This is a genomic window from Mycoplasmopsis pulmonis, from assembly GCF_900660575.1.
GTDB classification, from domain to species: domain Bacteria; phylum Bacillota_I; class Bacilli_A; order Mycoplasmatales; family Metamycoplasmataceae; genus Mycoplasmopsis_B; species Mycoplasmopsis_B pulmonis.
Map to the genome: position 1 here is coordinate 902,695 of NZ_LR215008.1, position 13,798 is coordinate 916,492.

Below are 13,798 nucleotides of genomic sequence, written 5' to 3' on the forward strand. Positions count from 1 at the left end.
AATTTTTAAAAATTTAATAAAGTTTTTTTGTTTAAAGACTTTGATTATTAAATCCTTTTGGAAAAAGATGAGTTTTAAAATTTGAATCAATTTTTTTAATATTTTTTAATGAATCTTTGTATGATTTTTTTTGTTCTTTTCCACCACCATAAATTAGATCATATTGTGGAATAAAATAATTTCTATATCAAAATGAAGGTAAGCCTTGTACTTTGAAACCTTCTGATTTAAAAGCTACTGATCCTGTTAGTCCAGAAAGATCAGAACCTAGAGCATGGATTCCTACAATTTTGTTATTTTTATCAACAGTTTTAGATCCACTTGATCCACCACTTAAGGCAGTATTTCTAAAGTAGTAAAGTAATCCAGAATAATAATATTTTTGACCTCAAATATTTAATGTTGTTCCTTTGAAAAATGCAGATGAATCCACAATTCCTTTTTTACCAAACATGCTATTGTTTTCAAATTCTGAAAGCATAGCTCCTTTTTCATAAATTTTGGCATCCAATCCTTCAACTGTATCTTCAACTGGTTTGTTAATTGATGGTACTAAAGCTCTTATTTGATTTTCTTTTCTAATTCCATCTTCATTTCTTTCAGTAGGATCTGGATATCCCGAAATGTAATAATAATTATTTGTTGTTTGTAAATAATCTTTTAAAAGTGAATCTTTAATAAAATTATTTTTATCTTTTTCTTCTCACAAAGCATAATCTGAAGTAAATTTTCTAGCTTCAGCTTCATTTTGGAATTTAATTTCAAATACTGCAAAGTCAATAATTTCTTCATAACTTGCTAAATCTCTAAAATAATCATTTGGCTTTGTTGTTAGATAATCATTACCCATGAAAACCAATTTCACATTTTTTCTCGGCACTGTTAATGTGTTTTCAGGTTTATCATCATTTTCAATTTTTTGAATATTAGTTCCTGTTTTTTTTAAGTCTCATCTTCTTAGATAAACCTCTTCAGTTTCACCTCTAAAATATTTTGTTGATTCAGGAAAATCTCTTGAACTAAAATATGTTGCAACATGAGCATTGGTTGCAAAATATCATGTAAGCGGATATGATCCATCTTCTGTAAGTTGATAATCTAAAATTCAAGTTGTTCCTGAAGCTTTAGCTGGCTTTCCATCTTGGTCTATTGCTCCAACTACTGGAATTGAAAGTGAAAGAGAAGTTTTAAAATTATCTTGATAAATTTTGTTTGGTGCAACATAAGTAGCTGCTGTTTTAGGACTAAAAAGTTGATAAGCTCTACGAGCTGTTTCATCTTCTTCTCTTTCTGGACTACTATTAATTCTTGTAGAAGCAAAAGAATTACTATTTTTATTGTAATTAACAACTTGATAGCTAGAAGTGTCAATATGACCTAGATTGTCTGTTTTTCCCAAAAGTGTCCATGATATTCAAAAAATAAGCCCAACTACTAAAGCTCCACAAATAATTCAAACTAGAAAAAATCAAAATTTATTAGATATTTTTTTCATAATAAAAAATTTTAACACTAAGCAACAAAGATTAAAAGCTGGTTTTTAAAAAATAATTGTATGTTTAAAATTTATTAATTTAAAATTGCTATTATGAATAAAAAAACACTTGTAAGCGGAATAACATCAACTGGAAAATTAACTCTTGGTAACTATATTGGGGCAATTAGAAATTTTGTAAAATTACAAGATGAATTTAATATGTTTATTTTTGTAGCTGATCTACACTCATTAACTAATGAAATTGTTCCATCAGTACTAAGAAAAAATATTAAAGAAATTGCTGCATTATATCTTGCTTGTGGATTAGATCCTGAAAAGACTGTTTTATTTAAACAATCTGATGTTTATGAACATGGTCTTATGCAATGAATTTTATTAAATCAAACAACTATAGGTGAGCTTTCTAGAATGACTCAATTTAAAGACAAATCAAGTAAAATTACTCACGCAAACAACACTGAGTCAATACCTAGTGGTCTTTTGACTTATCCTACATTAATGGCAGCTGATATTTTACTTTATAATCCCAACTTAGTTCCAGTTGGACAAGATCAAGTTCAACACTTAGAACTAACTAGAAAAATTGCTAGAAAATTAAATAACAAATACAACACCAAGTTTAATGAGCCAACAACATTTGTTCCTGAAACAGGTGCTAAAATCATGTCACTAACTAATCCAACTAAAAAAATGTCAAAATCAAGTGATGATATCAATGGAACAATATTTTTATTAGAAGATCCTGAATTAGCTTACAAAAAAATTAAAAAATCTATAACAGATAGTGAAAATAAAGTTTATCATGATCCTTCAAAACCTGGAGTGTCAAACTTGCTTGAAATTTATGCTTGTTTAGAAAATAAAAGCCTTAAAGAAGCTCAAGAAATTTTCAAAGATAAAAACTATTTAGAACTTAAAGAAGGAGTTGGAAATAGTGTTAAAAACTTTTTAACAAAGCTGCAAGCAAAATATCAAGAAAACTATAAACGTGTAGATGAAATTTTAAACCAAGGTAAAATAAAAGCACAAAAAGTTGCTTCATATAATTTAAATAACTTAATGAAAAAAATTGGAATAAGAGATAAATAATGAATGAAAAAAATTCAGATGAAATTAACTATGATTTTAAAGTTGATAGTAATTTAAACCACACAACAAGCCACTTGTTAGCAGCTGCTATTGTTCAACTTTATCCAAATGTAAAACTAGGTTTTGGTCCTGCTATTGAAGAAGGATTTTATTATGATTTTGAATTTGAAAATCCTCTAAGTAAACTTGAACTTTTGAAAATTGAAAAGCTAATGAAAAAACTAGCATCTATGAATTTAAAAATGGTCAAAGTTGATGGCTCAAATTATGATTTTACAAACAAGCCTTATAAAAAAGAACTCTATGATGAACTCAAACAAAAAGGTCAAGAAATAACTTTTTACTCTTTAGTTGATACAAATGGTAAAGAAATTTTTACAGATCTTTGTGCTGGTGGCCACGTTGAAAGTACTAGCAAAATCAATAACTTTAAATTGCTTTCACTAGCAGGGGCTTATTGAAGGGGAAACTCAAATAATATTCAACTAACAAGAATTTATGGCTCTTCTTTTTACAAAAAAGATGAACTCGAAAACTATTTAAAAGTTATAGAAGATCGTAAAGAAAGAGACCATCGAAAAATAGGTAAAAATCTTGGAATTTTTACCTTTAGTTCTTTATCAGGACATGGCTTTCCTATTTGATTAAAAAAAGGTATGTTAATAAAAAGAGCAATTGAAAAAGAGATATTGTATTTAGATAGAAAATACGGCTTTGAAGAAGTTCTTAGTCCTCATTTTGGAGAAGAATCTCTTTATATTAAATCAGGACATCTAGCTCACTATCAAGAGACTATGTTTAAATCTCTTGAAGTTGAAAATGAAAAACTAATTCCTCGTCCAATGACTTGTCCTCATCACATCATCATCTATGATGCTTTTCCTCGTTCTTATAGAGAACTTCCACTAAGGCTATCTGAGCAATCAAGGCTTTATAGATATGAAAAATCAGGAGCTCTAACAGGTCTTGAAAGAGTAAGGGCAATGGACCTTACTGAAGGTCACATTTTTATTAGACAAGATCAGATTAAAGATGAAGTTTTAAACATGATTAATTTAATCCAAGAAACTTTAAAAATTTTTAAAATAAAAATTGACCATGTTGCTCTTTCATTAAGAGACAATGACAAAGAAAAATTCTTTGATGATGATCAAATGTGAGATCAAGCAGAAAGTGCACTTAAGGAAATTTTAGATCAAAACAAAATTGACTACATAGTTGAAAAAGGTGAAGCTGCTTTTTATGGGCCTAAAATTGACTTTCAAGTTAAAACTGTTTTAAACAACATCATCACTATGTCAACTATTCAACTTGATTTTCTACTTCCAAGAAAATTTAACATTTCTTATATAGCCCCTGACGGAAGCAAACAAACACCTTTAATGATTCATAGAGGACTAATCGGAACCTACGAAAGATTTGTTTCAATTTTACTTGAACAAACAAAAGGTAATTTTCCATTTTGACTCTCTCCTTCTCAAGTAATAGTTCTTCCTATAGCCAAGGAATTTAAAGAATATGCCTTTGAAATTTATAGCAAAATATTTAAGCAAAATTTTAATGTTGAAATTGACAATAGAGATGAGACTATAAATAAAAAAATTAGAGAAGCTCAAATCAATAAATATAAATATCAAATCATCATTGGTAAACAAGAGATGGAAAATAAAACTATTGCAATTAGAGAATATGGAAAAGTTCAAACAATAACAATGGATCTTGAAAGTTTTATTGAAAAAATAAAATCTCAAAGAGATTCAAAAGAATAAGCTATGAAATTAGAATTTCAATATAGATTGTTTTATCCACTTTTTTTTGTAATTGTTCCCTTTGTAATAATTTTAATTATGATCAACACTTTTGAAAAAACACCTATTCAAAAGTGACATTGATCATTGATTTTTTTGTCAGTTCAAATTTTAGGAATTTTAACTTTTGCTCTTATTCATAAAATTAAAATTTCAACAACAAAATCAAAGATTAAAATTTCTTTTTTTAAAAGTATTGATTATAAAAATGTAACTCAAAATAGCTCACTTGTAATTGCCATTGCACTAATCATTGCGTTATATGGAATTATTGCTCATTGACTACTTGCTTTGATTGTTTTTACAAGTTCTATTCTTTCATATTTAGCTATTCAGTTTTTAATAAAATTTATTATTAAAAAGCTCTAAGATATTTTTTTAAACATTAGTTTTTGCCTTAAATTTTAAAGGCAAAATTTTCTTTTTTTTAATATTTATTTAAATTAATAAAAATAAATTTTAGCTTGCTATTTTTTTGCACAAAATCGCTATTTTTCATGGATTGCTTTATCTTTACAATCTTATTAAATTTATAGTGGTAAAATTATTATTAGAAACTTTGGATCCAAAAAATCACAAAAGTTTCCTTAATTTTTTAAAAAAAATCTATATTTATTATCATTAATTTGATGGTAAAAAAAAACTAAATGAAAGGAAGGTTTTTTATTTTGTTCGCGTTAAAAACACAAAACATTAAAGGCGAAAAAATGGTAACCTGAAAGGGTTGGTTGATGTGAGCCTTGCTTGTTTCTGCATATACCCTTTTTGTTATTAATTGAGGTATTGCGGCCAACTTAAATAGAGCCGTAGCATCTAATGGCGAAGTAATTGGAACTTTACCTCATTTTTTTCCAGAAACCAAAGGAGCAATAAGCAAAACTGTTAACCAAGCTGTTAACTGGGGTATTACTATAGGTAGAGGTATAGGGTCGCTTCTTATTGGTTGACTTATTGTCAAATTAACCCATAAGTATGCAACTCTTATTTCTTTGGTGCTAGCTTTATTTGCTATACCAGCACCTTGAATGCCAGACTATTGATCATTCATAACATTTAGAACCTTTTTTGCTATAGGTGGTACAACTCTAATTATCCTATTACAACCTGTTGTATCTGCCTACTTTAGTGCTAAAACTAAAGGTAAAATATCAATATTTACAACATGAGGTTATCCTCTAGGGACAATTATTACTCTTGCTCCATTTTTAGTTTCAAAAGATACAACTGAGGCACTTGTAAGAAATTGACAAATTATTTATACAGTTATTGGTCTTTTATTCTTAATACCTCTTATTACATATGCTGTTCTTGGTCAAAGATTTGATACTTTCCAAGACTTTAAAGAAAAACAAGAGAAGATAAAACAAGATTTTGAAGCTAAGGGTGTTAAATTAGAAACTCCTTCAGCACTTTCTCTTCTTAAACAAAAAGAAACTTATATTTGAATTTTATTTTATGGTGGATGACTTGTAGCTGTTGTTATGCCTTTCATCATGGCAAGAAGTAATCTTCCTGGCCTAGCTCAAGTTCAAGAAGCTAATGCAGATGCAATAAGAAGAATAATAACAATTTGACTAATCTTCTTCCATGTTGCCATTATTTTAGGACCTTATACAGTTGGTCTATGAAATAAATGAAACGTTAAAAGAAAACCATTCATTGTAGCAGTTACTCTAAGTGGTGTTGTACTTTGAGCTTTAGCTATTGTAGTATTTGTTTACATGGTAGCTCCTCTAACAGCACAAGGTTACAACATGGGAGCTGCTGGATGACTATTCTTCATATTAGGATTTTTAAAAGGTCTATTACTATGAGGAATTCAAGGGGTATTTTTAAATAACCCTCATGAACAAGAAGGATCAAACCCTAAAAAAGTTGGACTACAATTTTCATTTATTTGAGGATTTGGTTACTTCTTCTTTACATTTGCAACAATTATTCTTTCACAACTTGCAGATATTAAAGGTCAAGGTGCAATAATATGAGCTGTATTTGTTACTTTATTTATGTTACTAGCTCCTATATCATGGCTGTTTATTAAAGAAACAAAACCTAATGCTCCTATCTTGCCTAAATTCGATAAAAAAGATAAATAAAGAATTAATTTTTAAAAAAACTAGAAGCTAAAGCTTCTAAGAAAAAATGTAAAACAACCCTCAATCTTAGGGTTGTTTTTTTATGTTTAATTATTGAAGATTTGACAAAGCTTATTTAACATTTTTATTTTTTACTAATGCATCACAAACTTCTTAAATGCATTAACACTGATAAAAATATGTCTTTGTTAAATCAGCTCAAAAAAACTTTTTAAATATCCCTTAAATATGAGTGTTTTTGAAACAACTAAAACTAGAATAATTAAAAAAATGAATTTAATTTTTTGATGAATTTTATGGTTAAAAAATTAAGACTAAAAAATGCATATTTTAGTGAAAAATAAACTGCTTAAAAAACCAGAAAAATTTAAAAGTAAAATTTTTATTTTTGAGAAAATATTTTGCTTTTTAAAAAATAAAAATCTTTGATTTTACAAACCAAAAAATTTATTCTTGCAAAAAATAACGCTGAAGATGCAAAAAGTTAATCAACATAAAAAAGAATTAGAAAATATTATAAAAATTTATAAAATAATTTTTCATAACATTAATCAAAAAGAAGCTTAAAAAAATTAAAGAATATAAATAAAAAAATATTGATTCAAGCTTCATCAAAAGAATTTTTGATTTGATAAATCAACAAATTATTCTTGACAAAAATCTAAACTTGTAAAACCAAAAAAAGATCAAGAAATTAAAAAATGATTCCATAAAAACAAAAACATACTTAGTTGAAAAAAATTTGAAATCCATATTCATTAATAATCAAAGATAACAACCATTTTTACAAAGAAAAACATCCCAACAAAATTGAGATGTTTTAATGTTTTTTTAATAATTTTTTTAGTTTATTTTAATTCTATTTTTTAGCCAAACTTTTTAAAATTTTTTCTTGATCTTCTTGGTCTAAATTTGAAAATTTTTTTAATGCATATGCTAGTGATTTATTCTCAATTGTGCTTTGAATTTTACTAGATTCTTTATCCATTTTATTATCATAATAAAAAATTGATTTGTATATTTCTAACAAAATATCTATTTCTAAATTATGTTTTTTAACCAAGTTATAAATCAAAAAATATCTTTCATTTTTGCTTAGTTTTTGAATAGGATTTCTTGCTACTCTTGAAATTAAATCTTGATTTTCTTTTATTGAAAATCTCTTCAGATTTTTTTCTAAATAATCATTCAAATAATCAACTTTAAATAATAGATATTCTTTAGATAAAATTTCATTAATAATCTTTGCTAGTCTTTTTATTTTAAAAAGAATTTGCTGATCATTAAGGGCTTCATTTATGTAAGTATATTTTTTTAAATATCCTAAATAACCAATTGTAGAGTGAATTGCATTAACTAGAAAAAGTTTTTTATTTATATAAGCTTCTAGATCAGTGCTATAGTTAACAAAGTTAAGCTTTTTTTGACTTTCATTTTTTTGCTCTAAAATAATTTCATAATAACTTTCAACATAAACATCTAAAGAATCACTTTTAAAATTAGGTATGATTTTGTCCACACTAGCATTAACAAAATGATTTGAATCAATGTTTAAAATACTTTGAAAAAACGAGCTTATTTTATATCCATTTTCAAAACAAATAATTTGAGCTTTTTCTTTTAATTTAACATTTTCAAAAAACTTTTTTAAACTAGCTAAATTAGATCAACCTATTGAAGTTGAAATAAAATCTGCTTGCTCAATTCATTTTTTTATTTCATCTTCTTGGTCAATTGAAAAAGCCTTAAAATTACTTATTTGAAAAACTTTGTTTGTTTGAAAATCAATTATGGAATAAGACTTTTGCTTATTCAATTTTTCTATTAAATCTTTATCAATATCAACCAAAGCAAAATCCATGTTATTTTTCATGTAAATATCAGATATTAAACCTCTACCAATATTGCCAGCTCCAAAATGAAGTGCTTTATATTTTTTCATTTTTAATTTGATCCACTATATTTTGATAATCATTTTTATCTAAAAATTGCCTAATGGAATAAATATTGGCTATAGAGTTTTTTTCTTTTACTTTTTCAACTAAATGATTAATTGTAATAATGTTTTTTTCTTGGCCATCTAAATTAGAAATTGACTTATTACTTACTTTTATATTGTTGATATTATTATTTTTTAAAATGTTTTTAAAGATTGTAGCTCCCATTGCAGATGAACCCATTCCTGCAATACAAACAAAAATAAATTCATATTCTTTTTTGTTGTCAATTTTTAATTTATTTGCTTTACTTTCTTGCAAAGCACTTTCCAAAGTTTTTTCTTTAGTTACTTTTTTATTTTTCTTGAAAATTCTGTCAAAAGCCAAAATCATTGAGCTAACAAAAAGTGATACAAGAGCTGAACTTAAAATTCCTAGAGTTAATCCCACCAAATCATTTGCACTTTTATTAACTTGAATATAAGCTGCAATTATTGATCCTGGAGAAACAGGAGCTAAAGCTCCAACATTAAAAATTTGAAAAATCAAATTCCCAATTGCTCCTCCTGCAATAGTTGAAACTATCAATACTGGTTTTAGTAAAACAAAAGGAAAATAAACTTCATGAATTCCACCAAACAAATGAATTGGACTCGAACTAATAGCTTGTGTTCTTACATTTTTATCTTCTTTTTTACCAAAAATAATTCAAGCTATTAAAACACCCAAACCAGGGCCTGGATTTGACTCTAACAAGAATAAAATTGATTTACCTTTTTCTAAAACTTCTGATTGTCCAAGCATTGTAAAAACACCATGATTAATGGCATTGTTTAAAAATAAAACTTTTGCAGGTTCTACAACAATTGCCAATATTGGATAAAGCTTATATTTTTGCATTCCATCAACCATATATGAAAGAGCTAAATTTAAATAACCTATTACATATATTGACAGATAAAAAGTAGGAAAAAGTAAGATAAAACCAATAATTACTAATGAAAAATTATTAACAAGCATTTCATAGCCAGGTTTTATTTTACTAATTCAAAATTTTTCAAGATGTTTAAGTATAAAAGCTGCTAGAGGAGCAAAAATCATAGAAGCTAAAATCATTGGTGAGCTTGATTTAGCTATTGCAATAAAATCTTGAGATTGCCCTGCTGCAATTGCAGCTATTGAAACAAGAGCTCCTATAACTGCTCCTCTATGTTGATAAACTTTTTTTCCACCTAAATAAGCAATTAAAACTGGTATTACATAAACAATTCCAGTACCCACCATAGTTGCTAGAGTTGCATTAGGAATTCAACCAGTTGGTATAAAAAAAGAAGTAAGTAAACCTCATGCTATAAAGATACCAATAATAGGCATAATCATAGATGAAAGTGATGCACCAAAAATTTGAATTTTAACCTTAGCTTTTTTTAAAAATAAATTCATATTACCTTCTTATATAATTAAGCTAATGCATGTTCATAACACTTTAGATAAACTAAAAAATTTCTCTAATCAGAATATAAATTTAGTACATAAAACAATTGCAAATTTTTTGATTAATAATTTGTTTCAAATAACCAAACTTAAAATCAAAGATGTAGCTTTAGGTTCTAATTGTTCTCAATCTTCAGTTATTAATTTTGTTAAAAAAATGAAGTGCAATTCTTTTAAAGAAATGCTTTTTAAAATTGACTATGATTATTCATTTGTGACAATTAAAAAAGAAGATTTTCAAGATGAAAAAACTCAAATAGTAAAGTGAAAAAATTACAATAATTTAATTGCTGAAAATATTGATTTTATTTACAAAAATTACTATTTAGAAATTATTAAAATTGTTGGACTTTTAAAAAGAAAAAATAAAATTTTTCTTTTTGGAAAAGGCTCTAACATTGAGCTTCTTTCTATCTTTGGTCAATACTTAAATAAAAAAGAATTTATTAGCATTTATTCCTATGATATTGACATCCAAGAAAAATACATTGACTTAGTAGATCAAGAGAGTTTTTGCTTTTTCTTTAGCTTTAGTGGAAATACCAAAAAGATAGTAGAATTTGCCAATAAGGCAAAAGAGAAAAAAGCTTTTATTATTCACTTTAGTGCTAATCCAAATTCAGAGATAATCAAAGTTTGTAATATTTTTTTATTAGTCAAAAATAATGAAGATGTTTTATATGATCACACCAATGCAAGAATAAGTTTTCTTTACATTATTATGAACATCATTAACTTACTAAAATAGATTGGAGTTTTACCTCCACTTTAATCTTATTTTTAAAAAAATTCAAAAAATCAAAGCATGTTTTTTTACACAAAAAATAAAAAAATTCACATGTCTAAACATGTCAAATCTATCTATGTTTTAATAAAAAAATAATGATAATTTTTTACATGAAAAAAGCTTATTTATTTTTAAAAATACATGTTTTTTAAAGTCATAATTTTTTGATGATTTTGCAGCCAAATTAACTTTTAATTACTTTTAAAAAAGTTATTTTGATATGCAAAAATTAAATGAATATTTATTTAAAAAAACTAAAAAAACAAGAGCAAAAAATAGAAGTTTTTTGCATAAAAAAACAAGTGTGTTTTTTTGAATTTTAAAAACACACTTGTTTAAAAGTAAAGATTATTTTTTGGATTTTTTGAGCAAATTAACTATTTTAAAACTCTATATAAAAATCCATCAATTACATGTACTTTTTTATCCTTTGAATTAGCTATGGGATTTTTTATTTGGTCAATTCAATTAAGTAATTTAATATCTTGGCTATCTTTTAAATCATCTGAATTAGCAAGTATTTCAACTATGCTTTTTTTAGATACTGGAATATATTCAACTCATTTAACTGGAACACTATAAAATCTTCCATTAGCAGCTAATACAGAAACATAATCAACTCTATTAACAGTTTTATAACCATAAGCCATTACTTCAAAACTATCAATGTATTCATTTTCACTAGATATATATTTTGTTTTTAAAATGTTTTGAGTTGATGAGTGTTCATGTTTTAAAAGTTTAACTTCCATTCCATTTGCAAGTGATTCATGTTCATATCATGAATAATTTGCATCATAATTATTTTCATAGATGTAATCTTGAGTTTTAAATTGAGCATATAAAGGTATTGATAATAAAGGAGCAAAAGAAAAATAAAGATGCTTAAAGTAATCATTGTTTTTATTAATAAAATCTGATTTTATTTTTTCAAAACTATAGTGAAAATAATTGTCTTTTCTATGGTCAATATTTAAATCTTCCATGTGAGAAGCTTTTATTTTGTTGATCATTTTATTTTTAGAAAAATAAAAATCATCTCCATAACCTACTTTGTTATCCAAAATAAGCTCTTGCATTTGTCTTTGTGCAAGTGGAGTAAAAAGCATTCTATATTCTTTTTCATTGTCTCTATTTAAAGCATTAAATAAAACCTCAAAATCATTGTTGCCAAGGAAGTAAATCCACTATTTTCTTTTTCCAATTTTGATAAATTTTTAGTTGATGATTTAATGATTTTTTCAACTTGCCATTGGTTTTTTAAATGCATGTTTGAGGCATATCTTGAAAATGATAAATTAGGAGCTGCTTCACTAGCAAATATAAGAGTTTTGTCACTTTTATAAAATGGACAAGGTTTTTTTAAAGTTGCTACTAAAGTTTGGGTGTGTGTAGTGTTATCTTTTGTTCTATATCTAATTGTTTTTGTTCCTTTATAAACCTTTGTTCCTAATTCATGATTTAATTCTTGAACAATAAAAAAGGGATTGCCTAATATCTCTCCTGAATATACTTTTTGAATTGATGTGTTATTGTCATAATTTTGACTTTGGAAGTTATATTTATTAACTAAAAGAGACATTTTTTTGTTTGAAAAATAATCATCAAAATGCACAATTTCAAAAGTTTTTGAAAATAATTGATTAGCCATTTTAGGTTCAAGAAGTTTACTCAAAGGTGCCATCTTTTTTATTAGTTCATTTTCTTTTTTTTCTACTGCTTTTTGGAAGTTTAAAATTTGTGATTTAAGTTGGTTAATTTTAAAATTAACAAAGATAATAATACCTAGTGAAATTAAAATAATAGAAACTGAAATTGCAATTACTGCTACAGTTGTATATACAAGAAGAATTACCAAAGAAATAAAAGGAATAACAAGAAGAAAAAACACTAAAAATTTATAAGATTTTACAGAACTTTCATAACTAGCTAATTTTTCTTTTTCTTCTAGTAAAAGTTTATTTTCTTGAATGTTTTCTTCAATATTAATATTAGAGTCTTTAACTAATTTATCAAAAAGATCTACTACATTTTTATTGTGTTTTTCTTTATAAACACTATTATATTTTTGCACTAAATCACTTAGTTCAATTTCTTGTGATCTCAAGTTTATATTCTCTCTTTCTATTTTTTGCTTTTTTATATTTTATTCATTATATAAAAGTTTTTTTAAAATCTATTTTAACTTTGTTTTTTACAAGCTTAATTTTAGTTTTATAAAAAGCTAAAATTACAAAAAAATCCAGCTCTTTCTAAGTTGGATTTTGATTTTTTAATTAAAAGAAATGTAGCTTTTCTTTTACTTCTTTTGAAGCCATAAATGGAATTCTAGTTGTATAGCCATATTTTGCAGCAACAATTTTTTTAGTAGGTCATTCAAAAATCATTGCATTCCATCTAAAAACAACATCATTGTAAAGTTCTCTAGCAGCCGTTACTTCTTTTTGTAAATAACTATTTTGTTGCATAGCATCTCTTAGTGTATTTTGAGCTTTTAACTCAGGGTAGGCTTCAAAGGCTAAGTTGATTTGTCTACCAAAGTTATTTAAATTTGATTGAAGCTCATCTGTTGAAAAATTATTTGAAACAATGGCCTTGTTAGCTCCACTTCTATATAGGCTAACTTTTTCCATAACTTCTTTGTCTAAATTAATTGATTTTTCAACAATTCTAGCTGCATTTTCCAGGATGTGAAAGCGTTGTTCTTGGTAGTTATCAATTTGTGAAGCATGATGTTGAATTTTTTGTTGAACTTGGTCTAGTTCTTTTTTGGCATTGATTTTCATAAATAAAAAAACTAGTCCAGGAATAATAAAAAGAGACCATAAAATAATTTCAAAAACAAGAGATCCTCTACCAACTTCTACAGCTAGTTTTTTGTCAATAACATGAACTGCTCTTCCTTGGTCATTTTTGTGTTCTAGATCTAACTCTGATAGTTCATTTGCCATATATTCCTTTCTAAAATTAATAGTTTTATCTTCTTGGGTGTTGATGTAAATTTAATACATATTTAAGATTATATTTTAATAAAAAGTTTTCTTGTTAAATAAAAGTTTTCTTTGATTTAAAAAAAATAAAAAAGCTAA

Annotated in this window: 11 protein-coding genes; 5 read left to right on the forward strand and 6 right to left on the reverse strand. The window is 25.8% G+C overall.

Translation table 4 applies throughout. From position 1 onward, the window contains the following. Positions 1-31: 31 nt before the first annotated feature. Entirely contained in the window at positions 32-1,399 is a 1,368-nt protein-coding gene (locus EXC36_RS03755) for an MIP family Ig-specific serine endopeptidase (protein WP_041364251.1), read from the reverse strand. Positions 1,400-1,588: 189 nt separating this feature from the next. On the opposite strand from EXC36_RS03755, the gene trpS reads away from it, so the two are divergent. The 4 genes from trpS to EXC36_RS03775 all read left to right on the forward strand — a co-directional run bounded on the left by trpS (position 1,589) and on the right by EXC36_RS03775 (position 6,491). Next, positions 1,589-2,587, forward strand: coding sequence for a tryptophan--tRNA ligase (trpS, locus tag EXC36_RS03760; protein WP_010925546.1), 999 nt, complete (start codon positions 1,589-1,591; stop codon positions 2,585-2,587). After that, complete coding sequence (thrS, locus tag EXC36_RS03765) at positions 2,587-4,356, forward strand: threonine--tRNA ligase (protein ID WP_129690496.1); 1,770 nt, start codon at positions 2,587-2,589, stop codon at positions 4,354-4,356. Before trpS ends, thrS begins: the two co-directional genes overlap by 1 nt. Before the next feature lie 3 nt (positions 4,357-4,359). Further along, the gene (locus EXC36_RS03770) at positions 4,360-4,764 is read left to right on the forward strand and encodes a hypothetical protein (protein ID WP_010925548.1); all 405 of its coding nucleotides are present in this window, start codon (positions 4,360-4,362) and stop codon (positions 4,762-4,764) included. 338 nt (positions 4,765-5,102) lie between these two features. Beyond that, positions 5,103-6,491, forward strand: a complete 1,389-nt coding sequence (locus EXC36_RS03775) for a hexose phosphate transporter (protein WP_083801837.1) — start codon at positions 5,103-5,105, stop codon at positions 6,489-6,491. Positions 6,492-7,350: 859 nt separating this feature from the next. Here EXC36_RS03775 and EXC36_RS03780 read toward each other — a convergent pair. Together EXC36_RS03780 and EXC36_RS03785 are read right to left on the reverse strand one after the other, a co-directional pair. Next, positions 7,351-8,433 (reverse strand): mannitol-1-phosphate 5-dehydrogenase, encoded by a 1,083-nt coding sequence (locus tag EXC36_RS03780; RefSeq protein WP_010925551.1) that lies wholly within the window; start codon positions 8,431-8,433, stop codon positions 7,351-7,353. After that, positions 8,420-9,871, reverse strand: a complete 1,452-nt coding sequence (locus tag EXC36_RS03785; RefSeq protein WP_129690500.1) for a PTS mannitol transporter subunit IICB — start codon at positions 9,869-9,871, stop codon at positions 8,420-8,422. The genes EXC36_RS03780 and EXC36_RS03785 overlap by 14 nt, the downstream gene beginning before the upstream one ends. Before the next feature lie 109 nt (positions 9,872-9,980). On the opposite strand from EXC36_RS03785, the gene EXC36_RS03790 reads away from it, so the two are divergent. Continuing rightward, positions 9,981-10,670: a MurR/RpiR family transcriptional regulator gene (locus EXC36_RS03790; protein WP_220096531.1), complete on the forward strand. Its 690-nt coding sequence runs from the start codon at positions 9,981-9,983 to the stop codon at positions 10,668-10,670. Positions 10,671-11,086: 416 nt separating this feature from the next. Here EXC36_RS03790 and EXC36_RS03795 read toward each other — a convergent pair whose 3' ends face one another. The 3 genes from EXC36_RS03795 to EXC36_RS03805 form a co-directional block, all read right to left on the reverse strand. After that, the gene (locus tag EXC36_RS03795) at positions 11,087-11,818 is read right to left on the reverse strand and encodes a hypothetical protein (RefSeq protein WP_010925555.1); all 732 of its coding nucleotides are present in this window, start codon (positions 11,816-11,818) and stop codon (positions 11,087-11,089) included. A 26-nt stretch (positions 11,819-11,844) separates the two neighbouring features. Next, complete coding sequence (locus EXC36_RS03800; protein ID WP_129690503.1) at positions 11,845-12,816, reverse strand: hypothetical protein; 972 nt, start codon at positions 12,814-12,816, stop codon at positions 11,845-11,847. 169 nt (positions 12,817-12,985) lie between these two features. After that, positions 12,986-13,660 (reverse strand): LemA family protein, encoded by a 675-nt coding sequence (locus EXC36_RS03805; protein WP_010925558.1) that lies wholly within the window; start codon positions 13,658-13,660, stop codon positions 12,986-12,988. Positions 13,661-13,798: the final 138 nt, after the last annotated feature.